This is a genomic window from Mycobacterium sp. MAA66 (genome assembly GCF_041261665.1).
GTDB lineage: Bacteria > Actinomycetota > Actinomycetes > Mycobacteriales > Mycobacteriaceae > Mycobacterium.
Window position 1 is genome coordinate 767,650 of the sequence record NZ_JBGCCC010000001.1, and the last position, 25,552, is coordinate 793,201.

The following is a 25,552-nucleotide window of genomic DNA, read 5'->3' on the forward strand; positions in this document are numbered from 1 at the left end:
TAGCGCGCACGCGAGGAGCAGAAAGATGACAGTGTCGGTTCATCTGGATGTGACGCGGATCAGGGCCGACTTCCCGATCCTGAGTCGGGTCATGCGTGGCGGGAATCAGTTGGCGTACCTGGATTCCGGTGCCACGTCGCAGAAGCCGCTGCAGGTACTCGATGCCGAGCGTCAGTTCCTGACCACCTCCAACGGCGCGGTGCACCGCGGTGCGCACCAGCTGATGGAGGAGTCCACCGACGCGTACGAACAGGGCCGCGCTGACATTGCCGCGTTCGTCGGCGCCGACGACGACGAGCTGGTGTTCACCAAGAACGCCACCGAGTCACTGAACCTGGTGTCGTATACGTTGGGGGACAACCGGTTCGATCGCGCGGTGGGGCCCGGGGACGTCATCGTCACCACCGAGCTCGAACACCACGCCAACCTGATCCCGTGGCAGGAACTGGCCCGACGGACCGGTGCCGAGCTGCGCTGGTACTCGGTGACCGGCGACGGTCGCATCGACCTCGATTCCCTGCAGCTCGATGAGCGGGTGAAAGTTGTTGCCTTCACTCATCATTCGAATGTCACCGGCGCCATCGCACCGGTCGCCGAACTGGTGTCGCGGGCCAAGGCTGTCGGTGCGCTGACCGTGCTGGACGCCTGCCAGTCCGTGCCGCATCAACCGGTCGACTTCCGGGCGCTGGACGTGGATTTTGCAGCGTTCTCCGGACACAAGATGTTGGGCCCCACCGGAATCGGTGTACTGTACGGCCGACGTGCACTGCTCAACGCGCTGCCACCGTTCCTCACCGGGGGCTCGATGATCGAGACCGTCACGATGGAGCGGGCCACCTATGCGCCGGCGCCGCAACGATTCGAGGCCGGCACCCCGATGACTTCGCAGGTGGTCGGATTGGCGTCTGCCGCAAGGTATTTGACCGACATCGGGATGGCCGCGGTCGAGGCGCACGAGGCCGAGCTGGTCGCCGCCACCCTGGCGGGACTGTCGCAGATCCCGCAGGTCCGGATCATCGGACCGACCAGCACCGAGCACCGGGGCTCGCCGGTCAGCTTCGTGCTCGATGGCGTCCACGCCCACGACGTCGGCCAGGTGCTCGATGATGAGGGCATCGCGGTGCGGGTGGGCCACCATTGCGCGGCGCCGCTGCACCGTCGGTTCGGTATCGCTGCCACCGCCCGCGCATCGTTCGCCGTGTACAACACCCTCGACGAGGTCGACCGGTTGATCGCCGGCGTCAACCGTGCCATCAGATTTTTTGAGCGTGATTCCGCATGAGAATGGAACAGATGTACCAGGACGTGATCCTGGATCACTACAAGCACCCGCACCATCGTGGGCTGCGCGAGCCCTTCGCCGCGCAGGTGCACCACGTGAACCCGACGTGTGGTGACGAGGTCACCCTACGGGTTGCGTTGTCCGCGGATGGCGACACCGTCACCGATATCTCCTACGACGGGCAGGGCTGCTCGATCAGTCAGGCGTCGACCTCGGTGCTGACCGATCAGGTGATCGGGCAGACCGTCGGTGATGCGCTCAAGACGGTGGCGGCGTTCACCGAGATGATTTCCTCGCGCGGCAATGTCGAGGGCGACGAGGATGTGCTGGGCGATGGCATCGCCTTCGCCGGCGTCGCGAAGTATCCGGCCCGGGTGAAGTGCGCGCTATTGGGCTGGACTGCATTCAAGGCCGCTTTGGCCGAGGCCACTGACGATATGGAGGAGAAGCGATGACCGAAGCCACTCCGGAAGGCACGACCACCGCGAACGTGGTCGACGATCCCGAACTGCTCGATGCCGTCGAGGAGGCCATGCGCGACGTGGTCGACCCCGAGCTCGGCATCAACGTCGTCGACCTGGGACTGGTCTATGGCATGACCCTCGAGGAAGGCGAGCAGGGCACCGTCGTCAAGCTCGACATGACGCTGACGTCGGCGGCCTGCCCACTGACCGACGTGATCGAAGACCAGTCACGCACCGCGCTGGTTGGAGCGGGTCTGGTCAGCGACCTCAAGCTGAACTGGGTCTGGAACCCTCCGTGGGGCCCGGACAAGATCACCGACGACGGCCGCGAACAGCTACGGGCCCTGGGCTTTACCGTCTAGCTACGCGCCCGGGTGGTCACGCCGGAACCTGTCGGACCCGATACCCGGGCTCTGCGCTCTGCCGGGTACCGCCCCTAGGACTCTAGAATCCCGACAGCAGTAGTAAGTTTCGCGCTCTGATGCCAGGTCGAGACCAAAACTTGCCGCAAACGACAGCTACTGGCCCTCTACTTAGGTAGATGACGGCTATGGCTACCGCGCGACGACCATCGGCGCTGCGCAGGACGGCGATCGCCGACGCCGTCATCGAAGTGCTTGCCGCGCAGGGCTCGCGACGGCTGACCCACCGGGCGGTCGACCAACACCTGGGCCTGCCGGAGGGCTCTACAAGCTCCTACTTCCGGACCCGCGCCAGCTTGATTTCGGCTGCCGCCCACCGACTTGCCGACGTGGACCGCGAGAGCCTCGAGCAGTTCATGGCCCGGCTGGTCGCGAGCGGCGACACCCTCACGGCCCCTGAGCTCGTCGACGCCGTCGTCAATGACTGGACATCAAATCAGTCTGCTCCCCGGCAACTCGCCCGCCTGGAACTGCAACTGGAGCTGCTGCGCAGTCCGGACCTGGCTGACGCCCTGGCCGAACACCGGTCCTCGTTCATGGGGATGACGCAGATATTCGCCAAAACCCTTGAGGCACACATCGATGAGTCCGCGGATTCCGCACTGATCGCCGCCGCAGTCATGGCGCTGGTCGACGGTTTGGTTCTCGACCGACTCCTATACCCCGCAACAGCTTTGGCGCCGCATCAACTGACCGCCGCGGTCGGACAGCTCGCCGAAGGATTTCACAACCAGGCGATCAATCGCTGGCGACCGATCCACCGCCATCGGCTGAGCTGACAGTTGCGGTCGCATCGGTTGAGCCGATGATCAGGGCCGCATCGGCTGAGCCGATAATCAGGGCCGCATCGGCTGAGCCGATAATCAGGGCCAGAGCCGGCTGATCTCCCACTCGTCGTCGATCCGTCGGTATGCCAGTCGCACGTGCCGGCGATCCTTGGCTCCCTGCCAGAACTCGATCTCGACTGGGCGAACTGCGTACGACACCCACTCGTCTGGCACCAACCGCGGCTCGGTTTCCAACTCGGACTGTGCCTTTTGATACTCGGTTTCCAGCTCGCTGAGGTCCGTCAAGGGTTGACTCTGGCGCCGGGTCAGCGCCATCGCCCGGGAGCCCACTGGGCGGGCCAGGAAATCTGCCGCGCTCTCAGCGGCTCCGTCATTGACAACCGGCCCCACGACCCGAACCTGCCGAACCAGGGAAGGCCAGTAGAAGGTCAGTGCGGCAACGGGATTCGCGTTCAGATCGTGGCCCTTTTGACTTACGGTGTTCACCGCGAAATGCCACCCCGCGTTGTCGACGGCTTTGAGAATCAGCACACGCGCTCGTGGCAGACCCTGGGCGTCGACAGTCGAGATGGTCATGGCATGGGGCTCTGGTACACCGGCATCCACCGCATGTTGCATCCAGCGCCTGAACAACGCCACCGGATCTGCTGCGTCGGCGTCGAATTCCGGTGCCGTTCCGGTAAGCACCGGCAGACTCCGGAGGAACGCCCGGCCACCGTCTACCTCAGCCCATTGAGCCATGACCCGACGTTAGCCGTTGGTCCCCGGGTCGGCGCATGTGCCGTCGCACCAACGGTCGGCCGAGCCTGTGGATAACTCCCGGTTTCGACGGCAGTTTGTCGGCCGTCGTCGTTAGCTTCCAGCCGACAGGACCAACGAGGTCCAGGCGACTGGAAGGCACCACAATGAACACAGACATCGAGCGGTTGCAGGCTGCGTGCGAACGCGATCTGGGCGATCCGGCACGCTGGCCCGAGCCCGCGGGTTATCCGAACTCGTTGGCGTTGTGCATCATTGACGCGATCTATGTGACCGGCGCGCGTCATCTGACCGTCACGAAAGTGGTTGACCGGTACCGCGACTTCCGGGCAGGGCAGGGTGGTGACGCCGACACCGACGGCGCACCAGAGCTTTTGGCGACGGTTCAGGAACTCGGCGGCCCTGACTTGTGGGCGTCAGCCATCGGTAATCGCCGACCGACGTCCACTGCAAAGGACGCGCCGCTGCGGTCGGCGGCACTGACCGACGCGGCACGGGGTCTGGCCGCTTTGGACATCCGGACGACCGAAGACTTACGCGCCGTCCTCGCCGAGAGCAGTGAGCGCGGCGAAGTTGCCAAGGCCGCGTGGTGCGCAGTGCCAGGTCAACGGTCAGGGTTCACCTGGAGCTACCTGGAGATGCTGGCACAGCCGCCCGACGCCACGGCTGACCGGACGATCGTGAGCTATGTGGCCCGCTACGTCGGCAACGCCGATTCGGGGCGGACGGGTGCACTGCTGGCGGGTGTGGCGGCATCGGCCGGGTGGGATGTCGGTGCCCTGCATCACGCCATCTGGCGTTTCGAGTCTCACGGTCGCTAGCGCTTTCGGCCGAAAGCGCCGGTAGACATCGCTGCACTCGTACCGGCGCCGCGAGAATGCAGTTTCGGCAACCTGGGGCCGCTTGGAATCCGTCGCGTCGTGGCGGTGTTGCATAGCGGCATGACCTCTGACGCCTCTGGATTGTTCGAGCCACTGACCATCAAGAGCCTGACCGTGCCCAACCGGTTCGCGATGGCTCCGATGACCCGTCAGGGTTCGCCCGGTGGCGTCCCGGGTTCCGACGTGGCGGAGTACTACGCACGCCGCGCGGCCGGTGGGGTCGGCCTGATCATCACCGAGGGCATCCGGTTGGGCGACCCTGCGGCGGCCGCACATCCTGCGATCCCCACCCTCGTCGGCGACGAGGCGCTGGCCGGGTGGCGCTACGTGACCAGTGCCGTGCACCGTCATGGCTCGGTCATCGCGGCCCAGCTGTGGCACCAGGGTTCCGAACGTGACGGCAGCGACGGGGTGGCCCAGGTCAGTCCGTCCGGTGTCAACGGTGCCGGCGAGGCCGCCGGCCGAGCGCTGAGCGCCGACGAGTTGCCGGCGGTGGCCGAACTGTATGCCGAGGCTGCCCGCAATGCCCGCGAGGTCGGCTTCGATGCGGTCGAGATCCATGGCGCCCACGGCTATCTGCTCGACGAATTCTTCTGGGCCCGAACAAATCTGCGGACCGACGAGTACGGCATCGCCAACCGGACCCGGTTCCCGGCCGAGGTGGTGGCCGCGGTGCGCGCGGCCGTCGGCCCGGACTTCCCGATTATCTACCGTTTCTCCCAGTGGAAGGGTGCTGACTACAGCGCATCGATCGCGGCCGATCCGGTCGAACTCCAGGAGCTGCTGGCCCCGCTGGTAGATGCGGGGGCGGACGTGCTGCACCCGTCGACCCGGCGCCACTACGTGCCGGCGTTCCCCGATGCGGACCCCGTGTTGTCGCTGGCCGGCTGGACCAAGAAGGTCACCGGTGCACAGGTCATCTCCGTCGGTTCAGTGGGCCTGCAGACTGCATTCCGCTCCGAGAAGCCCGGCCAGCTCATCGAACCGGGTCCGATCGACCAATTGGTGGAGCAGTTCGACGCCGGAGAGTTCGACCTGGTGGCGATCGGCCGAGCACTGCTGGCCGACCCGGGTTGGGTCAACCGGCTGCGCACCGGGACGCTGGACGGGTTCAATGGCTACGATGCGGCCAGCGCGTTGGCTGCACTGCGCTGAGCGGCAATACCAGGAACAAGCAGGCACAACGCGACGTTGGGAGAAGCGTGAGCACGAAAGACATCACCGGAGACCAGTTCAACAGCATCCTCGCCGACAACGAGATCGTGCTGATCGACTTCTGGGCGTCATGGTGCGGTCCGTGCCGTGCGTTCGCCCCGACCTATTCGGCGTCCGCTGACAAGCACCCCGACGTGTTGCACGCCAAGGTCGACACCGAGGCCGAGCAGGGTCTGGCCGCTGCCGCCGAGATCCAGGCGATCCCGACCCTGATGGCCTTCAAGAAGGGCCACATGGTGTTCCGGCACTCGGGCATGTTGGCGGCCAACCAGCTCGACGAAGTGATCGGCCAGATCAAGGCCTTCGACATCGACACCGTGATCGCCGAACACGACTCGCACAGCAACCAGGCCTGAGCACAGCCGACGCCGGCCACACCGATGGTGGGGCCGGCGTCGCTGCGCGATACCGTGCAGGCGTGAGCGAGCAGAGCCCTCTTGTACTGGTCGACCGGCCGCGCCCCGGCGTGGCGTTGGTCACGCTGAACCGCCCCGAGCGAATGAACTCGATGGCCTTCGACGTCATGGTTCCGCTGAAGAAGGTGCTCGACGAGCTCACCTACGACAACGACGTACGCGCAGTGGTGCTGACGGGTGCAGGCCGCGGCTTTTCCTCCGGCGCCGACCACAAATCGGCCGGCTCGGTCCCGCATGTCCAGGATCTGACCCGGCCGACGTTCGCGCTGCGCTCCATGGAGGTGCTCGACGACGTCATCCTGGCGCTGCGCAAGCTGCACCAGCCCGTGATCGCCGCGGTCAACGGCGCAGCCATCGGGGGAGGCCTGTGTCTGGCACTGGCCTGCGACATCCGGATCGCGGCCACGGAGGCTTACTTCCGGGCCGCCGGCATCAACAACGGATTGACCGCCAGTGAGCTGGGACTTTCCTATCTGCTGCCGCGGGCCATCGGCACCTCGCGGGCCTTCGAGGCGATGCTGACCGGCCGGGACATCGATGCCGCCGAGGCCGAGCGGATCGGCCTGGTATCGAGGACGGTCGCACCCGAGGATCTGCTCGCGACGTGTTACGACATGGCCGAGCGGATCGGGTCGTTCTCCCGTCCGGGAATCGAATTGACCAAGCGGACGCTATGGAGCGGACTGGACGCAGGTAGCCTAGAGAGCCACATGCAGGCCGAAGGCCTGGGCCAGCTGTTCATTCGACTGCTCACCGCCAACTTCGAAGAGGCGGTTGCTGCGCGCGCGGAGAAGCGGCCCGCGGACTTCACCGACGACAAGTAACACGGTCGCAGCATCAGCTGGATGCTCCGTAGGGCGGGAGCCTAGCGACCCGGGATAGGAGAACCCAGCGTGATCACCGCAACGGACCTGGAGGTCCGCGCCGGAGCGCGCACACTGCTCGCCTTCGAAGGATCGGCGCTGCGGATCCAGCCCGGTGACCGGATCGGGCTGGTGGGCCGTAACGGCGCCGGCAAGACCACCACCCTGCGCATCCTCGCCGGCGAGGGCCAGCCGTACGCCGGCAGTGTCGAGCGAACCGGCGAAATCGGTTACCTGCCACAGGATCCCAAAGAGGGTGACCTGGATGTGTTGGCCCGGGACCGGGTGCTCTCGGCCCGCGGCCTGGACACCCTGCTGTCCGACCTGGAAAAGCAGCAGGTGCTGATGGCCGAGGTCGCCGACGACGCCGCACGCGACAAGGCAGTCCGCAAATACGGCCAACTGGAAGAACGGTTTTCGGCACTCGGCGGGTACGCCGCCGAAAGTGAGGCGGGTCGGATCTGCGCCAGCCTCGGTCTGCCCGAACGGGTTCTGACCCAGCCGCTGCGCACGCTGTCCGGCGGTCAGCGCCGGCGCATCGAATTGGCCCGAATCCTGTTCGCGGCCAGTGACACCGGATCCGGTTCGGACACGACACTGCTGCTCGATGAGCCCACCAACCACCTCGATGCCGACTCGATCGGCTGGTTGCGCGGCTTTCTGCAGAGCCACACCGGTGGTCTGGTGGTGATCAGCCACGACGTCGACCTGTTGGCCGACGTGGTCAACCGGGTGTGGTTCCTCGATGCGGTGCGCGGCGAAGCCGACGTCTACAACATGGGCTGGCAGAAGTACCTCGATGCCCGTGCCACCGACGAACAACGACGCCGGCGCGAGCGGGCGAACGCCGAGAAGAAGGCCGGCGCGCTGCGGGCCCAGGCCGCCAAGATGGGCGCCAAGGCCACCAAAGCCGTTGCCGCGCAGAATATGTTGCGCCGTGCCGAGCGGATGATCTCCGAGCTCGACGCCGAGCGGGTGGCCGACAAGGTGGCCAAGATCAAGTTCCCGACCCCGGCGCCATGCGGCAAGACGCCATTGGTGGTCAAGGGGCTGACCAAAACCTATGGCTCACTGGAGATCTTCACCGGCGTGGACCTGGCGATCGATCGCGGTTCCCGCGTGGTGGTGCTTGGCCTCAACGGTGCCGGAAAGACGACGCTGCTGCGGCTGCTGGCTGGGGTGGAGACCGCCGATGCCGGCGGTATCGAACCGGGCCACGGCCTCAAGGTCGGCTACTTCGCCCAGGAGCACGACACCCTCGACGACCACGACACGGTCTGGGAGAACATCCGGCACGCCGCACCCGATACCGGCGAACAGGATCTGCGGGGCCTGTTGGGCGCGTTCATGTTCTCCGGTCCGCAGCTGGAGCAGCCGGCCGGCACGCTGTCCGGTGGTGAGAAGACGCGTCTGGCATTGGCCGGCCTGGTGGCCTCCACCGCGAACGTGTTGCTGCTCGACGAGCCGACCAACAACCTTGATCCGGCCTCACGTGAACAGGTGCTCGACGCGCTGCGCAGCTACGCCGGCGCGGTGGTGCTGGTGACGCACGACCCGGGTGCGGCCGAAGCCCTCAATCCGCAACGGGTGCTGCTATTGCCCGATGCCACCGAGGATTTCTGGTCCGACGAGTATCGGGAGCTCATCGAGCTCGCCTGAGCCCTGTTGATGCGGCGGCAGTTTCGCCGAATCGCCCGCGTCGCCGCGGCACTGTTCCTACGCTGAACCCGTTGATCCGAGGCAGCGTCGGGGCAGGCTCAGGGGAGGCTGGGATGAAGGAAGCGAAGAAGTCGCGCGAGGCGATGATGACCGAGTTGCGCAGTGCCTACGAAGGCGGCGCCAGCATTCGTACATTGGTGGCCACGACCGGCAAATCCTACGGCTCGGTGCACAGCATGCTGCTCAAGTCGGGAACCGTGCTGCGCGGCCGAGGCGGACCGAACCACCGTACCCGCGTGCAGCGCTAATCGGTTGCCGGGCAACCGATTAGACCCTCAGATGCAGCCGCTGATGTTGATCCGGCGGCCGACATTGGCGCACACGTTGACGTTTGGCGCCGGCGGTGGCGGCGGTACCGCACTGAAGTCCTCAGGCAACGGCGCGTAGGCGGCCGGCGGCGGCGCCCAGCGCTCGATCGGATCGCCACAACCACTCACCGAAATACGTCGGCCCCCGATGCTGCCGCACACATCGGCAGCGGACGTCGGCTCCGGTATGGCGGCAACCATGGTCAGTGCGCCGGCACCCGCGAGCAGTCCCATGGCCAACGTGCGGTAAGCGGTCATCATCACCGTCCCTCTCAGATGTCCTGATCGTCGCACTGTGCCGTGCCGACCGGTCAGGTTTCGGTGGATACCACGGCAGGCCCGTGCTGGCGCACCGATGCCTCCACCACATCCAGCACTGCGGAAAGCTTCCCGGGATCGTCGCCAGAGGCCAGCCGGGCCACCAGGCCGTCGAGCACGAGGTCCAGGTACATCTGCAGGACGTCGCTGGGTACGTCGTCGCGCAGCCGGCCGGCCTGCTTCTGTCGATGCAGGCGTGCGGTGGTGGCCGCCGAGAGCTCGGCCGAGCGTTCCGACCAGCCGGCGTGAAACACCGGGTCGTTGCGCAACTTTCGGGCGATCTCCAGCCGGGTGGCGAGCCAGTCGAATTGGTCGGGCGCTGCCAGTAGGTCCCGCATCACCTGGACCAGACCCTCGCGGGCCGCCACCTCGGCCATCCGCTCGGCGTCCTCGTGGGCCAGCTCGAAGAACAAGGTGTCCTTGTCCTTGAAGTGATGGAAGATGGCGCCGCGCGACAGCCCGATGGTGTGTTCGAGCCGCCGCACGGTCGCCTTGTCGTATCCGTACTCGGCAAAGCAGCGCCGGGCACCGTCGAGAATTTGGCGGCGGCGCGCCGCCAGATGATCTCCTGAGACCCGGGGCATGAAATGCCTTGTCTACCTTCTTCGTTCGCTCTAGCTACCCGACCGCAGCATGTTGCGCAGCACGTACTGCAGGATGCCGCCGTTGCGGTAGTAGTCGGCTTCACCAGGGGTGTCGATGCGGACCACGGCGTCGAACTCCACCTTGGTGCCGTCTTCCTTGGCGGCGGTGACGTGCACCGTCTTCGGGGTGACTCCCTCGTTCAGCTTCTCGATGCCGCTGATGTCGAACACCTCGGTGCCGTCCAGCCCCAGCGTCTTGGCGGTCTCGCCGGCCGGGAACTGCAGCGGGACGACTCCCATGCCGATGAGGTTCGACCGGTGGATGCGCTCGAACGACTCGGTGATGACGGCCTTGACGCCCAGCAGCGTGGTGCCCTTGGCCGCCCAGTCACGCGACGAACCCGAGCCGTACTCCTTGCCGCCGAGCACGACCAGCGGGATGCCGGCCTTCTGGTAGTTCATGCAGGCGTCGTAGATGAACGACTTCGGGCCGCCCTCCTGGGTGAAGTCCCGGGTGTAGCCACCCTGGGTGCCTTCCAGACCGATGGTGTCCAGTACCCGGTTCTGCAAACGGATGTTGGCAAAGGTGCCGCGGACCATGACCTCGTGGTTGCCACGACGGCTACCGAGGGAGTTGTAGTCCTTGCGGGCCACGCCGTGCGCGTCGAGGTAGTCCGCTGCCGGGGTGCCGGGCTTGATCGGACCGGCAGGGCTGATGTGGTCGGTGGTCACCGAGTCACCCAGCAGTGCCATCACGCGCGCGCCCTTGATGTCGGAGACGGGCTCGGGCTCCATGCCCATGCCGTCGAAGTACGGCGCCTTGCGCACGTACGTCGAGGCGTCATCCCACGCGAAGGTGTCGCCGTCCGGGGTCGACAGGTTGCGCCAGTTGTCGTCACCCTTGAACACGTCGGCGTAGGACTTGCGGAACATGTCCTGGCTGATCGCGCTCTTGATGGTGTCGTCGATCTCCTGAGCCGACGGCCAGATGTCGCGCAGGTACACGTCGTTGCCGTCGTGGTCCTTGCCCAGCGAGTCGGTCTCGAAGTCGAAGTCCATGGTGCCGGCCAGCCCGTAGGCGATGACCAGGGGCGGGCTGGCCAGGTAGTTCATCTTGACGTCGGGGGAGATGCGGCCCTCGAAGTTGCGGTTGCCGGACAGCACCGCGGTGACGGTCAGGTCTTGCTCGTTGATGGCCTTGGAGATCTCCTCCGGCAGCGGGCCGGTGTTACCGATACACGTGGTGCAGCCGTATCCGCCCAGGTAGTAGCCCAGCTTCTCCAGGTACGGCCACAGGCCGGCCTTCTCGTAGTAGTCGGTGACCACCTGCGAGCCCGGGGCCATGTTGGTCTTCACCCACGGCTTGGTGGTCAGACCCTTGTCGACGGCGTTGCGGGCCAGCAGGGCCGCGCCGATCATCACGGAGGGGTTGGAGGTGTTGGTGCAGGAGGTGATGCCCGCAACCGCGACGGCGCCGTGGTCGAGGATGAACTCGCCGCGCTCGCCCTTGACCCGGATCGGCTTGCTGGGCCGGCCCTCGGCGCCGTTGGCGGCCGACTGGACGTCCACGGCACCGTCGTCGGCAAAGGACAAGGAGACGGAGTCGGAGGCCGGGAAGGATTCCGCGACCGCCTCGTCGAGCTTGGTCTCCGGCGCCGGGTGGTTCTCCTCCACGTAGTTGTGGATGTCCTTACGGAAGGCGATCTTGCTCTCCGACAACAGGATTCGGTCCTGCGGGCGCTTCGGGCCGGCGATCGACGGGACCACGGTGGACAGGTCCAGCTCGAGGTATTCGGAGAAGGCCGGCTCGTGATCGGCGTTGTGCCACATGCCCTGGGTCTTGGCGTAGGCCTCGACCAGCGCGAGCTGATCGTCGGTGCGGCCGGTCAGGCGCAGGTAGTTGATGGTCTCCTCGTCGATCGGGAAGATCGCGCAGGTGGAGCCGAACTCCGGGCTCATGTTGCCCAGCGTGGCGCGGTTGGCCAGCGGCACCTCGGCGACGCCCTTGCCGTAGAACTCGACGAACTTGCCGACCACACCGTGCTTGCGCAGCATCTCGGTGACGGTGAGCACCACGTCGGTGGCGGTGACGCCCGGCTGGATCTCGCCGCTCAGCTTGAAGCCGACGACGCGCGGGATGAGCATCGATACCGGCTGGCCCAGCATGGCTGCCTCGGCTTCGATACCGCCGACGCCCCAGCCCAGCACGCCAAGGCCGTTCTCCATGGTGGTGTGACTGTCGGTGCCCACGCAGGTGTCGGGGTAGGCCTTTCCGTCGCGGACCATGACGGTGCGGGCCAGGTATTCGATGTTGACCTGGTGGACGATGCCGGTGCCCGGCGGAACGACCTTGAAGTCGTCGAAGGCGCCCTGGCCCCAGCGCAGGAACTGGTAGCGCTCGGAGTTGCGCTCGTATTCGAGGGCGACGTTGCGCTCGTAGGCGTCGGCGGTGCCGAACACGTCGAGGATGACGGAGTGGTCGATGACCATCTCGGCGGGGGACAGCGGGTTGACCTTGTTCGCGTCGCCGCCGAGGGCGGTGACGGCCTCACGCATGGTGGCCAGGTCGACGACGCAGGGCACGCCGGTGAAGTCCTGCATGATCACGCGCGCCGGGGTGAACTGGATCTCGATGCTCGGCTCGGCCGAGGGATCCCAGTTCGCCAGGGCCAGGATGTGGTCCTTGGTGATGTTGGCGCCGTCTTCGGTGCGCAGCAGGTTCTCCGCCAGCACCTTGAGGCTGTAGGGAAGCTTCTCGGTTCCCGGTACCGCGTCAAGGCGGAAAATCTCGTAGCTGTTTTCCCCGACAACGAGCGTGTCACGGGCTCCAAATGAATTGCTGCTCACATCAACTCCCGGCTAGATCTCGCCGCGACGGGCTGTGTCAGCGGCGCGTTGCAACCCTAACAGTACGCTTGTCCTGTGAAGGACCCCAGGGGGTGCCTACAGTCTTGTCGGGTTACGCGTGTGGTGTCACTCACTTGGGTGAATTTCCAGTAGCGTTTGGGCCGTGACGATTGCCTTCCTGCCTGCCTACATCCCCGTCGACATCTGCGGGACTGTCGGCCAGGACTCGGCCAAGACGACCGTCGATCAGTGCATGACGACGGTGCTCGGCCAGGTCCGCGACGGTGGCGTCAGCTCGCCGCCCGCAGTCGGTGTCGGCGGCAAGCCGGCCGATGCCAAAGCGACGGCCGCAGCATCGGCTCAGCTCAAGGACCTCCAACACATCGTCGCCGACGCCAAGGGCAAGGGTCTGGACCTCAAGATCGTGGTGTTGCCGACCGATCCGTTCACCGATCCGCCGATGCGCGATATCGCGACCGTGGTGGGCAATGCCTACCCGGGGTCGACAGTGCTGGCGCTGAGCCCCGCGCACGTCGGCAGCTACAGCACGAAGATCGACCGGGTGACCCTTGAGGCCGGCGAGGACCTTGCGCGCACCGGTAATGCGGTGCAGTCGGCGCAGAATTTCGTGAGTCAGGTGCAGACGCCGATTTTTCCGTGGACATCGTTCACCATCGTGCTGATCCTGGGGGTGGCGCTGGCCGCGGTAGGTACCCGCATGCTGCAGCTTCGCGCCCGAAAAGTGGCCGCTGACGACGTCGTCGGGGCTGCGCAGAATTAGCTGACGGTGAGTCTGTAAGGGCTACCGCCACTTTCGAATAATCACCATTCGGTAACACTCTTTTCAATTACAGATATGTGATTTGTTACTTACATTTCCCTAGTGACTGATGTGACGTACGGTGCAGTTGGCACCGGATGTTGCAGATGTGATTTTTGTGACTACGGGCCCGACGGAAAAGCCCGCACGCGAACGCATTCCCCGGCGGTTGGCGGCGAGGTTGAGCCTTAGGAGACCAGAGTCGATGAGTCGCACCAATCGCGCCTCAGCCTCCCGGCTGGGCAGCCGAGTGGGCACCGGATCCGTTGTGTTCGGTGTCATGACCGCGTCGGTGTTCGGCTCCGGGGGACTGCCAGGCATCGGCATGGCCGGCGCGCAACCGGGCGGCAACGAGATCGCGACCCTGGTCGCCGAGGTGGCCAACGTCAACCAGAAACTGCAGGAGCTCGGCGCTTCCGTGCAGGGCCAGCAGGAAGCCGTCAACAAAGCCATCGACGACGTCCAGACCGCTCGTGACAATGCTGCCGCCGCCCAACAACAGGTGGACGCCAGCGCTACCGGACTACAGGACGCCAACGCGGCTATCGGCGCAGCTCAGCAGCGGTTCGACAAGTACGCGGCATCCGCATACACCAACGGACCCGCGCAGTCGTATCTGACCGCGACCGACCCGTCCGACATCATCGCCACCGCCGCCGCCGGGCAGGCCATGAACATCAGTTCGCAGCAGGTCATCGCCGATCTGCAACGCACCCGCACCGCACAGGCGAATGAGGAATCGACGGCGCGACTGGCCAAGCAGAAGGCCGATCAAGCCGTCAAGGATGCCCAGACCAGCCAGGACGACGCGGTCAAAGCCCTCTCCGACGCCAAGAACACCTTCGCCGATCAGCAGACCCAGCTCGATCAGCTCACCACCCAGCGCACCGCCGCCGAGGTCAAGCTGGCCTCGATGGGCAAGCAATGGTCGACCCCGGCGGGCGGCAATGCCGCACCGCCGGCAGCGCCCGGCGCCTACGCGGGCAACTGGGACGGCAGCGCGGCCCCGGCCATGGGCAACGGTCAGAAGTGGGACGACGGCGGGTGGGATCCGACGCTCCCCAAGATCCCGAGCGCCAACATCCAGGGCGATCCGGTGGCCGTCATCAACAAGGTTCTGGGCGTGACCGCGACCTCGGCGCAGGTCACCCAGCAGATGGGCCACAGCTTCCTGCAGGGCCTGGGTCTGGTGCCCGCGGAGGTCAGCAATACCGGTTTCACCAACGGCGCGATCCCACGGGTGTACGGCAAGCAGGCGTCTGAATACGTGATCCGGCGCGCCATGACGCAGATCGGTGTCCCGTACTCCTGGGGTGGTGGCACAGCCGCCGGTCCCAGCAAGGGCATCGATGACGGTGCCGGCACCACCGGCTTCGACTGTTCCGGATTGATCCTCTACGCGTTCGCCGGCGTCGGCATCAAGCTGCCGCATTACTCGGGCAACCAATACAACATGGGTCGCAAGATCCCGACCTCGCAGGCCCGCCGCGGCGACGTCATCTTCTACGGTCCCGGGGGTAGCCAGCACGTCACGCTGTACCTCGGTGACGGCAAGATGCTCGAAGCGCCCTACACCGGCTCGGATGTGCACATCTCGCCCGTTCGCACCAGCGGCATGACGCCGTACGTCATCCGGTTCATCGAATACTGATTTCGCCGGGGCGAGCGAAGCGACGGGGAGAATTTGCCGGGGCGAGCGAAGCGACGGGGAGAATTTGCCGGGGCGAGCGAAGCGACGGGGAGAATTTGCCGGGGCGAGCGAAGCGACGGGAAGAAGAGAGGGTATTGCGTTGCAGGGCAATGTTTTTGATCGCAGAAGTGCACTCGCCGCGGTGGGTGCACTGGCCTTGATGCTGGTCGTCGGACCGGTCGCGCCGGCCTCCGCCGACCCGGGCGGCTGGGATCCGACGCTGCCCGAGAAGGCCAGTTCCGGCGCACCCGGTGATCCGGTCGCGATTGCCAACGCCTCGTTCCAGGTCAGCCAGCTGGCCCTGCAGACCACGTCGAACCTGGGTCAGAGTTTCCTGGCCAGCCTGGGCCTGGGCGGCAAGCCGTCCGGCGGTGGCGGCGGCGCGGCCATGATGATGCCCGGCGGTCGCGTCGGCGGAGCGCAGGCGATCGAGTACGTCATCCGCCGCGCCGGTTCACAGATGGGTGTGCCGTACTCGTGGGGCGGGGGCACCCTGACCGGACCCGGACCCGGCGTGGACTACGACGCGGGGAAAATCGGCTTCGACTGCTCGGGCCTCACCCGATACGCCTACGCGGGCGTCGGCGTGCAGATCCCGAAGTATTCCGGCGACCAGTTCAACACCGGTCGAGCTATCCCGCCGTCGCAGGCCAAGCGCGGCGATCTGATCTTCTACGGGCCGGGCGGCAGCCAGCACGTCACCATCTACCTGGGCGGCGGCAGGATGCTGGAGGCCTCCGGCAGTGCCGGCCGGGTCACGGTGAGCCCGGTCCGGATGTCCGGCATGTCGCCGCACCTGTCTCGGATCATCGAGACCTAGCTCTGAGCGTCGCCCGAATCGCCGGGCGGGCAGGCAACGTCGACGGATCCGTAACTGCCTGGAATAGTTGACCCAGGGCGCCCGGCCACCCGGTCGGTGGCGCCGCATTGAGCGTGTCAGATAGTCCCGAGTGGGAGGAAATGCTTCATGACGTCACCGAGTGGATCGCCGCAGGGCGCCGGGAACTTCCCCGCGCCGGGGTACCCCGCGCAACCGCAGGGACAGCACGCCGCGGCTCCCACCGGTAACAGCGCCCTGCAGTCCGAGGTGCACACCCTCGAGCGGGCCATCTTCGAGGTCAAGCGCATCATCGTCGGCCAGGACCTGTTGGTCGAGCGCATGCTGGTCGGTCTGCTGGCCAAGGGCCACGTGCTCCTCGAAGGCGTGCCGGGCGTCGCGAAGACCCTCGCTGTGGAAACCTTCGCCAAGGTGGTCGGCGGATCCTTCGCGCGTATCCAGTTCACCCCCGACCTGGTGCCCACCGACATCGTCGGTACCCGCATCTACCGCGTGGGCAAGGAAGAGTTCGACATCGAGCTCGGCCCGGTGATGGTCAACTTCCTGCTGGCCGACGAGATCAACCGCGCCCCGGCAAAGGTGCAGTCCGCGCTGCTGGAGGTCATGGCCGAGCGCAAGATCTCCATCGGCGGCAAGACCTTCCCGCTGCCCAGCCCGTTCCTGGTGATGGCCACCCAGAACCCCATCGAGCAGGAGGGTGTCTACACGCTGCCCGAGGCGCAGCGCGACCGCTTCCTGTTCAAGCTCAACGTCGGCTACCCGTCGCCGGAGGAAGAGCGCGAGATCATCTACCGGATGGGCGTCAAGCCGCCGGAGCCCAAGCAGATCCTGGACACCGCCGATCTGCTGCGCCTGCAGGACGTGGCGGCGAACATCTTCGTGCACCACGCGCTGGTCGACTACGTCGTCCGGATCGTCACCGCGACCCGCGAGCCCGAGAAGTTCGGCATGCCCGACGCCAAGGCGTGGATCGCCTACGGCGCGTCGCCGCGTGCCTCACTGGGCATCATCAGCGCCGCCCGGGCGCTGGCCCTGGTGCGCGGCCGTGACTACGTCATCCCGCAGGACGTCGTGGAGGTCATCCCGGATGTGCTGCGCCACCGCCTGGTGCTGACCTACGATGCGCTGGCCGACGAGATCTCGGCCGAGACCGTGGTCAACCGCATTCTGCAGACCGTCGCCCTGCCGCAGGTGAATGCCATTCCCCAGCAAGGGCATTCGGTTCCGCCCGTGATGGCAGGTGCGTCCGCTGCGCCCTCGGCCGCCCCGGGTCGGTGACCGACCCCGTGTCAGATCGTTCGGCTCAGCCGAACCGGAGCCGCTCGGTCGACCTGCCGTCGCTGCAGCGCGGCCAGATCCGCGACCCGGAACTGTCGGCCGCACTGCGCAAACTGGAGCTCACCGTCCGGCGCAAGCTGGATGGCGTACTGCACGGCGACCACCAGGGCCTGATCCCCGGGCCGGGTTCGGAGCCGGGGGAGTCGCGCATCTACCAGCCTGGCGACGACGTGCGGCGGATGGACTGGTCGGTGACGGCGCGCACCACCACCCCACATGTGCGGCAGATGATCGCCGACCGCGAGCTGGAGACCTGGCTGGTGGTCGACGTGTCTGCCAGCCTGGACTTCGGGACCGCCGGCTGCGACAAGCGCGATCTGGCGGTCGCGGCAGCCGCGTCGATCGCGTTCTTGAACAGCGGTGGCGGCAACCGGCTCGGCGCGATCATCTCCAACGGCGACATCATGCGCCGGGTGCCCGCACTGGCCGGACGGATGCATGAGCAGGAGCTGCTGCGCGCCATCGCCACCACGCCCAAGGCGCCGGTTGGCGTCCGTGGCGACCTGGCCGTGGCCATCGACGCGCTGCGCCGGCCCGAGCGCCGCCGCGGCATGGCGGTGATCATCAGCGACTTCCTGGGACCGATCAACTGGATGCGCGAACTGCGCGCCATCGCCGGACGGCACGAGGTATTGGGCATCGAGATCATCGATCCGCGCGATGTCGAACTGCCGGACGTCGGTGACGTGGTCCTGCAGGACGCCGAATCCGGTGTCACCCGGGAGTTCACCATCGACGAGGGCCTGCGCGACGACTTCGCCCGGGCCGCCCAGGCGCACCGCGACGAAGTCGCTCGTACCCTGCGGCGGTGTGACGCACCGTTGCTGACGCTGCGGACCGATCGGGATTGGATCGCCGATGTAGTTCGGTTTGTCGCGAACCGCCGCCGCGGTGCCATGGCTGGTGGGCGGTAGCGCCGAGATCGGCGTTCTGCCCGGATCTACTCGCACTTTCCGACCGAAACGTACGTCTGGGCAACAGTTGCGCTCAGCGTGCCGATTTCGGCGATCAGCGGCAAAGACGATAAGTTGGCGAGCATGACTGCGGACGCGAGGAGCGATCAGATATCTGCCACTGCTGCCACCGAGAATCCTGGCGGTCGCCCCGCCTTCGTTTCCCGTTCCGTCCTCGTCACCGGTGGTAACCGGGGCATCGGCCTGGCAATCGCACAACGGCTGGCCGCCGATGGCCACAAGGTGGCCGTCACCCATCGCGGCTCCGGTGCTCCGGAGGGATTGTTCGGCGTCGAGTGCGATGTCACCGACAACGAGGCCGTCGACCGCGCTTTCACCGAGGTCGAGGAGCATCAGGGTCCGGTCGAGGTGCTGGTGTCCAACGCAGGCATCTCCAAGGATGCGTTCCTCATGCGGATGACCGAGGAGCGGTTCACCGAGGTCATCAACGCCAACCTCACCGGCGCGTTCCGGGTGACCCAGCGGGCGTCACGCAGCATGCAGCGCAAGCGCTTCGGCCGGATCATCTACATCGGTTCGGTCTCGGGTATGTGGGGCATCGGCAACCAGGCCAACTATGCCGCCGCCAAGGCCGGCCTGATCGGCATGGCTCGTTCGATCTCCCGCGAGCTGTCCAAGGCGGGCGTCACCGCGAACGTCGTCGCCCCCGGTTACATCGACACCGAGATGACGCGTGCGCTCGACGAGCGGATCCAGGAGGGCGCCCTCGAGTTCATCCCGGCCAAGCGGGTCGGCACTGCCGAAGATGTCGCGGGTGCGGTCAGCTTCCTGGCGTCCGAGGATGCCGGTTACATCGCCGGCGCCGTGATCCCGGTCGATGGCGGCATGGGCATGGGTCACTGACCCTCAAAAGCTTTGGCTTACAAGAACTTTCGCTAAAAGGAGTCAGTACAAATGGCAGGTTTGCTCGAAGGCAAGCGGATCCTGGTCACCGGGATCATCACCGACTCGTCGATCGCGTTCCACATCGCACGGGTCGCCCAGGAACAGGGCGCCGAGTTGGTACTCACCGGCTTTGACCGGATGAAGCTGATTCAGCGCATCGCCGACCGGCTGCCCAACCCGGCGCCGCTGCTGGAACTGGACGTGCAGAACGAAGAACACCTGGCCAGTCTGGCCGAGCGGGTCACCGAGGTGATCGGCGCCGACAACAAGCTCGACGGCGTCGTCCACTCGATCGGCTACATGCCGCAGACCGGGATGGGCATCAACCCGTTCTTCGACGCCCCCTACGAGGACATCGCCAAAGGCATTCACATTTCGGCGTATTCGTACGCCTCGCTGGCCAAAGCACTGCTGCCCATCATGAACGAAGGCGGCGGCATCGTGGGCATGGACTTCGACCCCACCCGCGCCATGCCTGCCTACAACTGGATGACGGTCGCCAAGAGCGCGCTGGAATCGGTCAACCGATTCGTCGCGCGCGAGGCCGGCAAGGTCGGCGTTCGCTCGAACCTGGTTGCAGCGGGCCCGATCCGGACCCTGGCTATGAGCGCCATCGTGGGCGGTGCGCTCGGCGACGAGGCCGGTGCGCAGATGCAGCTGCTCGAAGAGGGCTGGGACCAGCGGGCCCCGATCGGCTGGAACATGAAGGATCCGACCCCGGTCGCCAAGACCGTGTGCGCGCTGTTGAGTGAGTGGCTGCCGGCCACCACCGGCTCGATCATCTACGCCGACGGTGGCGCCAGCACCCAGCTGCTCTGAGGCACGGGCGTCAGATGGAATTCGACGCGCTACTGCTGCTGTCGTTCGGTGGCCCCGAAGGCCCGGAACAGGTTCGACCGTTTCTGGAGAACGTCACCCGGGGTCGCGGCATCCCTGCCGCACGGTTGGACGCAGTGGCCGAGCACTACCTGCATTTCGGGGGAGTGTCACCGATCAATGGGATCAACCGGGCACTGATCTCCCAGATCGAATTGGCGATGCCGGAACTACCGGTCTACTTCGGCAACCGGAATTGGGATCCCTATCTCGAAGACACCGTTACCGCGATGCGGGACAACGGAGTTCGTCGTGCGGCGGTATTCACCACCTCGGCGTGGGGCGGCTACTCCAGCTGCCGTCAGTACGTCGAGGACATCGCCAGAGGCCGGGCAGCGGCGGGGGTGGATGCCCCCGAGTTGGTGAAGCTACGGCAGTACTTCGACCATCCGCTGTTCGTCGAGATGTTCGCCGACGGTATTCGTGCCGCCCGCGCACAGCTGCCCGCCGACCTTCGTGACGGCGCGAGGGTGGTGTTCACTGCGCATTCGATCCCGTTGGCCGCCGATGGCCGGCACGGCCCGCAGCTATACAGCCGTCAGGTCGCCTATGCCACCCGACTGGTTGCCGCCGCTGCCGATGTGACGGACTACGACCAGGTATGGCAGTCCCGGTCCGGCCCGCCACAGGTGCCGTGGCTCGAGCCCGACATCGGAGATCACCTGGCCACCTTGGCTTCCGGTGGAGCCAGGGCCGTCATCGTGTGCCCCATCGGGTTTGTGGCCGACCACATCGAGGTGGTCTGGGACCTCGACAATGAGCTCGCGACGCAGGCCCGCGAGGCCGGAATCACGTTGGTACGCACAGCAACTCCCGGTGCTGACCCCCGATTCGCCCGGCTGGCAACATCTTTGATCGATGAGGTGCGGACGAGCTCGGCGCCGGCCCGGATATCGGGCCCGGATCCGGTACCAGGCTACGGCTCCAGCATCAACGGGGCTTTGTGCTCACCACACTGCTGCGGTGACTGAACACGCCGCTAAAGCCAGTCGTTACAGGCGTGCAGGCTGATTTTCGACCCGGGTCCGGCCCCGTCCAAGGCCGCGGCATCAGCGGCGTCCATGGTGGGTGCGATGCGCCCCGCGATCGCCTTGCCGTCACTGCCGTCGGCCACCGACAGGCAGCCCAGTCCGGACACCACCACTTGGCAGTCGTTGGTCTTGCCCTCGACGTCGCACCACAGGACGGCGGCGTCCTCGGCCTCTCCTTTGGTCCGATAGTTGTATCGGATCACTTCCTGGCCATTGGACAACGATGCCGCGATAGCCCCCCAGCATCCCGGTTTGCATTCAAACTCGATGTCGGCCTTGGCGATTGGCGTACTCACGCCGCTGAGCAGCAATGCACAGGCGGCGATCTTGCTTACCGTGCTGGTGATGTTCATAGTGCGGCCAGTACAAACCACCCTGACCGCTACCGATCCCAATCAATCGGTGTTGACCTCAGCGCTCCCAGGCCGAATGCAGGATCGTGTCGACGGCCGCCAATCGCGCCGAGCGCACCACATCGGCCAACGGCCGCAGCGCGTCGCTGGCGATCTGGATCTCCGACGAACTCTGCAGGCCGATCGGCGCCAGGCCGGCGCTGACAGTGATGATCGCGTCCACGTGCGCGGCATTCTCCAGTACCCGAACCGCGCGCTGCGGCGCATGGTCGGGCAACTGATGCAGCAGGATCGACTCGAGCAGATCCTCGACCATGCTGCGTGGGTCCTCGATGTCCGTACCCATCGCGCGCAGCCGCCCCAAAGCCTCGGCGGCCGACCGCACCGCTGATTTCAGCTGGTACTCCTCGTAGCCGAGGTCGTAGTGGGCGCTGACGACGGCCCCGGGCAACGAGTACACCGTCCACGACAGCGCGCTCACCTCGAGCACGTCATCGTCGAAATCGGGTCCGTCGAGTGAAGCTGGGCTGTCGTCGTATTCGAAGTCCGGCACCATGCCGACCACATCACCGCGATCCGACGTGATCACCATGGCTTCGCCCACCGCGATCGCGTCCTGATGGAACTGGGTGCCCGGTGCCAATCCCCGGACGTCGCCGGGCACCGGCAGCACCAGGCTGACCGCCGGCGCCGCGCGGTAGGCACCCGCGGCCGACCGCAGTGTCTGCAACAACGAGACACCGCCGTAGTTCGTCAGATCGGGCCACGGCAGGCCCGTCCGGGCGGCGGCGTCGGAGTCGTAGGCGGCAATGGAATGCTTTGGTGCCCACAGCGATAACGCATCCAACACATCATCGGGCGCGGCCAACCCGGCAAGCCAGGCATTGGTCCACACCGACAGCGAAACACTAGGGCACCACATGATGGACGCAGTGTAGTTCGACGCGGCCCAACTGCGCGGTAAGGCGCTAGGCTGGTCGCATGCCTGTGCCGTTGCTGTGGCTGGTGCTGGCGATCGGACTCGCCGGCGCCGAAGCGCTCACCGGGGACATGTTCCTGCTGATGCTGTCCGGTGGCGCGCTGATCACCGCGGGCGTGAGTTGGGCTGCCGACTGGGCGATCTGGGCAGACGGCGTGGTGTTTCTGGCGGTCTCGGTGCTGCTGCTGATCCTGGTCCGTCCCACCCTCCGCAAGCGGTTCGCGGCCGTCGGTCTACCCGAACCGGTGAAGGCGCTGGAGGGCAAGAGCGCGCTGGTGCTGGACCGGGTCGCCCGCCACGAGGGCCAGGTCAAGCTCGACGGCGAAGTCTGGACAGCCCGCCCATTCGATGACGACGATGTGTTCGAAGCGGGCGATCACGTCACAGTGCTGCGGATCGACGGCGCGACCGCAGTGGTCTACAAGACCATCTAGGTACGAGAGGAACTCGACAATGGCTGGTGCCCTGGTCCTGCTGCTGATGCTGGTGGCGCTTGCCATCGTGGTGGTGGTGAAGTCAGTTGCGTTGATCCCGCAGGCCGAGGCCGCGGTCATCGAACGACTCGGCCGATACAGCAAGACGGTCTCCGGGCAGCTGACCCTGCTACTGCCGTTCATCGACAAGATCCGCGCCCGGGTCGACCTGCGTGAGCGGGTGGTGTCCTTCCCGCCACAGCCGGTGATCACCGAGGACAACCTCACCGTCAACATCGACACCGTCGTGTACTTCCAGGTCACCAACCCGCAGGCCGCTGTCTACCAAATCAGCAACTACATCGTCGGCGTCGAACAGCTGGCCACCACCACGCTGCGCAACGTGGTCGGCGGCATGACGCTGGAGCAGACCCTGACCTCCCGTGACCAGATCAACGGACAGCTCCGCGGGGTGCTCGATGAGGCCACCGGGCGCTGGGGACTGCGGGTCGCCCGCGTCGAGCTGCGCAGCATCGACCCGCCGCCGTCCATCCAGGATTCGATGGAGAAGCAGATGCGCGCCGACCGCGAGAAGCGCGCCATGATCCTCACCGCCGAGGGCAGCCGGGAGGCCTCGATCAAGCAGGCCGAGGGGCAGAAGCAAGCCCAGATCCTGGCCGCCGAAGGTGCCAAGCAGGCCGCCATCCTGGCTGCTGAGGCCGAGCGGCAGTCTCGGATCCTGCGAGCCCAGGGTGAACGCGCCGCGCAGTACCTACAGGCACAGGGCCAGGCCAAGGCCATCGAGAAGACGTTCGCCGCAATCAAGGCCGGCCGGCCCACCCCGGAGCTGTTGGCGTACCAGTATCTGCAGACGCTGCCGCAGATCGCCAAGGGCGAGGCGAACAAGGTGTGGGTGGTGCCAAGCGACTTCGGTTCGGCGCTACAGGGTTTCACCAAGCTGCTCGGCGCCCCAGGGGAGGACGGGGTGTTCCGCTACACGCCGTCGCCGGTGGAGCCCAACCCGCACGGCACCGATGACGACGCCGACGAGGTGGCGGACTGGTTCTCCACCCAGGCCGACCCGGCGATCGCGCAGGCCGTCGCCAAGGCCGAGGCCGAGGCCCGGATCCCGGTGCAGCAACCGGGCTACAACCCACCGCCACTGCAAGCGCCGCCGACTCAGCCTGTGCCGGCGCGTCAGACCCCCGAAATCGATCCGCCCGCCGGACTGCACGCAAGGTGACCATGACTGTTCTCACATCCCCCAAGACCTACGTCGCGCTCGCGCTGTTCCAGGCCGGTGACGCGGCAGCGTGTGCCGTCCCGCTCGCGCCGATCCAGCAGGCGCTCGTGGACGTGAATTTTCCGGTGGAGTACCGGTGGGTGCTGGTCGGATCCAAGGCCGCGGCGGCCGTCGGTTTGCTTGCGGCGCAACGCTTTCCGGCGCTCGGCCGGCTCACCACGGCAATGCTCACACTGTATTTCACGCTGGCTGTCACCGCGCACATCCGGGCACACGACAAGCCGCAGAACATGGCGCCGGCGGCGCTGTTCCTGGCGCTGTACGGAGCGATGACCGTCAAGGGCGTACCAGAGCGGTCACCGCAGGCGGAGCTGCCGTAGGCGGCTCAGCTGGACGTGGCCGAGGCCACCGTGTCCGATGCCGCAGGAGCGCTCGCGGTGCGGCGGTGAATCCGGATCTCATAGATCAACCCGGCGACCCCTACGCTGGCGGTGCACAGCGACACCAGCAGCAGCGTGGGGCTGAGCCGTCCGGTGAGTGCGTCACCCAGGATGACGACGGCCGCGGTGCCGGGCAGCAGTCCGAAGAAGGTGGCCAGTGCGTAGGGCAGCGCCCGCACCGATGATGCCCCGGCCGCGTAGTTGAGCACTGAGAACGGCACAGCCGGGATGAGGCGCATCGAGAGGATCGATGCCCAGCCGCGTTCGCGGAGCCGGGCATCGAGCGTGTCGATGTGCCGGTGCGACAGCTTGCTCAGCTGCCAGCCCAGCACCCGTACCAGCCACAGCGCGATCAGTGCGCTGGCGGTGCTGGCCACCACGGCCAGCGCCACTCCCAGCGCCGGGCCGAACAGTAGGCCCGCGGCGAGAGTGAACGCGGTGCGGGGGAACGGCAAGACCGTCACCACGGTGTGGGCGGCCAGGAAGGCCAGCGGGAACCATGGGCCGACAGAGGTCGCCCAGTCCCGCATCTGGACGGCAGTGGGCAACGGAACCCAAATACCGATTGCGACAAGAATCACAATTGCCGCCGCGATGCCGACGGCGCGGCGCAACGGCATCTGTGCGGCGGTTGCCGCGGCCGCGGCCAAAACTGCACGCAGCGCGCTGACGACGGGGTTCACGTCTTCAAAGACTACGGGGCGATCGGCGAATGCCCGGTGTCGTGCGCGTGTCCATTGGGCGGACCACGGCACGAGGTGGTGACCGCGATCATTTAGCCTGATCTACCGGGTGATACGTCACAC

General features: G+C 66.3%; 28 protein-coding genes. 21 read left to right on the plus strand and 7 right to left on the minus strand.

Features of this window, described 5'->3' with window-relative positions:
- The first annotated feature begins 25 nt into the window (after positions 1 to 25).
- The 4 genes from ABIA30_RS03780 (at position 26) to ABIA30_RS03795 (ending at position 2,947) form a co-directional block, all read left to right on the plus strand.
- Entirely contained in the window at positions 26 to 1,282 is a 1,257-nt protein-coding gene (locus tag ABIA30_RS03780; protein WP_370062194.1) for a cysteine desulfurase, read from the plus strand.
- Entirely contained in the window at positions 1,279 to 1,737 is a 459-nt protein-coding gene (gene sufU / locus ABIA30_RS03785; protein ID WP_370062196.1) for a Fe-S cluster assembly sulfur transfer protein SufU, read from the plus strand. Before ABIA30_RS03780 ends, sufU begins: the two co-directional genes overlap by 4 nt.
- Positions 1,734 to 2,108 (plus strand): metal-sulfur cluster assembly factor, encoded by a 375-nt coding sequence (locus ABIA30_RS03790; RefSeq protein WP_370062198.1) that lies wholly within the window; start codon positions 1,734 to 1,736, stop codon positions 2,106 to 2,108. Before sufU ends, ABIA30_RS03790 begins: the two co-directional genes overlap by 4 nt.
- A 188-nt stretch (positions 2,109 to 2,296) precedes the next feature.
- The gene (locus ABIA30_RS03795) at positions 2,297 to 2,947 is read left to right on the plus strand and encodes a TetR/AcrR family transcriptional regulator (RefSeq protein ID WP_370062200.1); all 651 of its coding nucleotides are present in this window, start codon (positions 2,297 to 2,299) and stop codon (positions 2,945 to 2,947) included.
- A gap of 84 nt (positions 2,948 to 3,031) precedes the next feature.
- Here the strand turns inward: ABIA30_RS03795 and pdxH are convergent, their stop codons facing one another.
- A complete protein-coding gene (pdxH, locus tag ABIA30_RS03800) occupies positions 3,032 to 3,697 on the minus strand; it encodes a pyridoxamine 5'-phosphate oxidase (protein WP_370062202.1) in 666 nt (221 codons plus the stop codon).
- 164 nt (positions 3,698 to 3,861) lie between these two features.
- On the opposite strand from pdxH, the gene ABIA30_RS03805 reads away from it, so the two are divergent.
- The 6 genes from ABIA30_RS03805 to ABIA30_RS03830 all read left to right on the plus strand — a co-directional run bounded on the left by ABIA30_RS03805 (position 3,862) and on the right by ABIA30_RS03830 (position 9,057).
- A complete protein-coding gene (locus ABIA30_RS03805; protein WP_370062204.1) occupies positions 3,862 to 4,536 on the plus strand; it encodes a heme peroxidase in 675 nt (224 codons plus the stop codon).
- Positions 4,537 to 4,656: 120 nt separating this feature from the next.
- The gene (locus ABIA30_RS03810) at positions 4,657 to 5,751 is read left to right on the plus strand and encodes a 12-oxophytodienoate reductase (RefSeq protein WP_370062206.1); all 1,095 of its coding nucleotides are present in this window, start codon (positions 4,657 to 4,659) and stop codon (positions 5,749 to 5,751) included.
- Between the two features lie 47 nt (positions 5,752 to 5,798).
- Complete coding sequence (locus tag ABIA30_RS03815; RefSeq protein ID WP_370062208.1) at positions 5,799 to 6,167, plus strand: thioredoxin family protein; 369 nt, start codon at positions 5,799 to 5,801, stop codon at positions 6,165 to 6,167.
- Complete coding sequence (locus ABIA30_RS03820; RefSeq protein ID WP_370063309.1) at positions 6,164 to 7,051, plus strand: enoyl-CoA hydratase; 888 nt, start codon at positions 6,164 to 6,166, stop codon at positions 7,049 to 7,051. Before ABIA30_RS03815 ends, ABIA30_RS03820 begins: the two co-directional genes overlap by 4 nt.
- A gap of 69 nt (positions 7,052 to 7,120) precedes the next feature.
- Positions 7,121 to 8,749 (plus strand): ABC-F family ATP-binding cassette domain-containing protein, encoded by a 1,629-nt coding sequence (locus ABIA30_RS03825; protein ID WP_370062210.1) that lies wholly within the window; start codon positions 7,121 to 7,123, stop codon positions 8,747 to 8,749.
- 113 nt (positions 8,750 to 8,862) lie between these two features.
- Entirely contained in the window at positions 8,863 to 9,057 is a 195-nt protein-coding gene (locus ABIA30_RS03830; protein ID WP_370062212.1) for a helix-turn-helix domain-containing protein, read from the plus strand.
- 27 nt (positions 9,058 to 9,084) lie between these two features.
- On the opposite strand, the gene ABIA30_RS03835 is transcribed toward ABIA30_RS03830, so the two are convergent.
- The 3 genes from ABIA30_RS03835 to acnA are packed head-to-tail and all read right to left on the minus strand — an operon-like array spanning position 9,085 to position 12,866.
- Positions 9,085 to 9,378: a hypothetical protein gene (locus tag ABIA30_RS03835; RefSeq protein ID WP_370062214.1), complete on the minus strand. Its 294-nt coding sequence runs from the start codon at positions 9,376 to 9,378 to the stop codon at positions 9,085 to 9,087.
- Positions 9,379 to 9,428: 50 nt separating this feature from the next.
- Complete coding sequence (locus ABIA30_RS03840; protein ID WP_370062216.1) at positions 9,429 to 10,019, minus strand: TetR/AcrR family transcriptional regulator; 591 nt, start codon at positions 10,017 to 10,019, stop codon at positions 9,429 to 9,431.
- A gap of 30 nt (positions 10,020 to 10,049) precedes the next feature.
- Positions 10,050 to 12,866 carry an aconitate hydratase AcnA gene (gene acnA, locus ABIA30_RS03845; protein ID WP_370062218.1) on the minus strand — a complete coding sequence of 939 codons (2,817 nt, stop codon included), beginning with the start codon at positions 12,864 to 12,866 and terminating at the stop codon, positions 10,050 to 10,052.
- Between the two features lie 163 nt (positions 12,867 to 13,029).
- Between acnA and ABIA30_RS03850 the strand changes: the two genes are divergently transcribed.
- The 8 genes from ABIA30_RS03850 (at position 13,030) to ABIA30_RS03885 (ending at position 21,258) form a co-directional block, all read left to right on the plus strand.
- The gene (locus ABIA30_RS03850) at positions 13,030 to 13,647 is read left to right on the plus strand and encodes a DUF6676 family protein (RefSeq protein WP_370062220.1); all 618 of its coding nucleotides are present in this window, start codon (positions 13,030 to 13,032) and stop codon (positions 13,645 to 13,647) included.
- A gap of 244 nt (positions 13,648 to 13,891) precedes the next feature.
- The gene (ripA, locus tag ABIA30_RS03855; protein ID WP_370062222.1) at positions 13,892 to 15,337 is read left to right on the plus strand and encodes an NlpC/P60 family peptidoglycan endopeptidase RipA; all 1,446 of its coding nucleotides are present in this window, start codon (positions 13,892 to 13,894) and stop codon (positions 15,335 to 15,337) included.
- A 199-nt stretch (positions 15,338 to 15,536) separates the two neighbouring features.
- Positions 15,537 to 16,196: an NlpC/P60 family peptidoglycan endopeptidase RipB gene (ripB, locus tag ABIA30_RS03860; protein ID WP_370063311.1), complete on the plus strand. Its 660-nt coding sequence runs from the start codon at positions 15,537 to 15,539 to the stop codon at positions 16,194 to 16,196.
- Positions 16,197 to 16,343: 147 nt separating this feature from the next.
- Positions 16,344 to 17,492, plus strand: coding sequence for an AAA family ATPase (locus ABIA30_RS03865; protein ID WP_370062224.1), 1,149 nt, complete (start codon positions 16,344 to 16,346; stop codon positions 17,490 to 17,492).
- Between the two features lie 53 nt (positions 17,493 to 17,545).
- Positions 17,546 to 18,466, plus strand: a complete 921-nt coding sequence (locus ABIA30_RS03870; protein WP_370063313.1) for a DUF58 domain-containing protein — start codon at positions 17,546 to 17,548, stop codon at positions 18,464 to 18,466.
- A 123-nt stretch (positions 18,467 to 18,589) separates the two neighbouring features.
- Complete coding sequence (gene fabG1, locus ABIA30_RS03875) at positions 18,590 to 19,369, plus strand: 3-oxoacyl-ACP reductase FabG1 (RefSeq protein ID WP_370062226.1); 780 nt, start codon at positions 18,590 to 18,592, stop codon at positions 19,367 to 19,369.
- Between the two features lie 51 nt (positions 19,370 to 19,420).
- Positions 19,421 to 20,230, plus strand: coding sequence for an NADH-dependent enoyl-ACP reductase InhA (inhA, locus tag ABIA30_RS03880; RefSeq protein ID WP_370062228.1), 810 nt, complete (start codon positions 19,421 to 19,423; stop codon positions 20,228 to 20,230).
- A gap of 14 nt (positions 20,231 to 20,244) precedes the next feature.
- Positions 20,245 to 21,258, plus strand: coding sequence for a ferrochelatase (locus ABIA30_RS03885; RefSeq protein ID WP_370062230.1), 1,014 nt, complete (start codon positions 20,245 to 20,247; stop codon positions 21,256 to 21,258).
- 8 nt (positions 21,259 to 21,266) lie between these two features.
- On the opposite strand, the gene ABIA30_RS03890 is transcribed toward ABIA30_RS03885, so the two are convergent.
- A complete protein-coding gene (locus tag ABIA30_RS03890) occupies positions 21,267 to 21,671 on the minus strand; it encodes a DUF4189 domain-containing protein (protein ID WP_370062232.1) in 405 nt (134 codons plus the stop codon).
- Positions 21,672 to 21,729: 58 nt separating this feature from the next.
- Positions 21,730 to 22,593, minus strand: a complete 864-nt coding sequence (locus ABIA30_RS03895; RefSeq protein WP_370062234.1) for a hypothetical protein — start codon at positions 22,591 to 22,593, stop codon at positions 21,730 to 21,732.
- 59 nt (positions 22,594 to 22,652) lie between these two features.
- Here ABIA30_RS03895 and ABIA30_RS03900 point away from each other — a divergent pair, with 59 nt between their 5' ends.
- The 3 genes from ABIA30_RS03900 to ABIA30_RS03910 are packed head-to-tail and all read left to right on the plus strand — an operon-like array spanning position 22,653 to position 24,686.
- Complete coding sequence (locus tag ABIA30_RS03900) at positions 22,653 to 23,084, plus strand: NfeD family protein (protein WP_370062236.1); 432 nt, start codon at positions 22,653 to 22,655, stop codon at positions 23,082 to 23,084.
- Between the two features lie 19 nt (positions 23,085 to 23,103).
- Positions 23,104 to 24,306: an SPFH domain-containing protein gene (locus ABIA30_RS03905; protein ID WP_370062238.1), complete on the plus strand. Its 1,203-nt coding sequence runs from the start codon at positions 23,104 to 23,106 to the stop codon at positions 24,304 to 24,306.
- Between the two features lie 2 nt (positions 24,307 to 24,308).
- Positions 24,309 to 24,686 carry a DoxX family protein gene (locus ABIA30_RS03910; RefSeq protein WP_370062240.1) on the plus strand — a complete coding sequence of 126 codons (378 nt, stop codon included), beginning with the start codon at positions 24,309 to 24,311 and terminating at the stop codon, positions 24,684 to 24,686.
- A 5-nt stretch (positions 24,687 to 24,691) separates the two neighbouring features.
- On the opposite strand, the gene ABIA30_RS03915 is transcribed toward ABIA30_RS03910, so the two are convergent.
- Complete coding sequence (locus tag ABIA30_RS03915; protein ID WP_370062242.1) at positions 24,692 to 25,429, minus strand: TVP38/TMEM64 family protein; 738 nt, start codon at positions 25,427 to 25,429, stop codon at positions 24,692 to 24,694.
- Between the last annotated feature and the right edge of the window lie 123 nt (positions 25,430 to 25,552).